This window comes from uncultured Jannaschia sp., from assembly GCF_947494055.1.
Classification (GTDB): domain Bacteria; phylum Pseudomonadota; class Alphaproteobacteria; order Rhodobacterales; family Rhodobacteraceae; genus Jannaschia.
The window spans coordinates 1-240 of record NZ_CANLTR010000247.1 but is presented as its reverse complement, the minus strand read 5'-3'; the positions used below and the strand labels follow the sequence as shown (position 1 = coordinate 240).

At 65.4% G+C, this 240-nt stretch carries 1 pseudogene; it reads left to right on the top strand.

The window, feature by feature from the left end:
- Nucleotides 1–39: 39 nt before the first annotated feature.
- Nucleotides 40–240, top strand: a pseudogene (locus Q1A87_RS24030) (ISNCY family transposase); the annotation flags it as partial.

Genomic DNA, 240 nt, shown 5'->3' with positions numbered 1-240 from the left:
CCCCAGACCCCTTGCGAGCGGCTTCTGGAAGCAGAGAGCATGCCGACATCCACCAAGAGAGAGTTGCGCGAGATCGCTGCGACCCTCGACCCGCTCAAGCTCTTGGAGGAAATGCGCGCCGTGCAGGCTTACCTGGCGGCGCTGGCTGACGGCGAAATGCCCGCATCGACAACGCCGTCCAAGCCGCCTGATCTTGCCGCCTTCGTGGCAAGCCTGTCGAGCGCCTGGCACGTTGGGGAG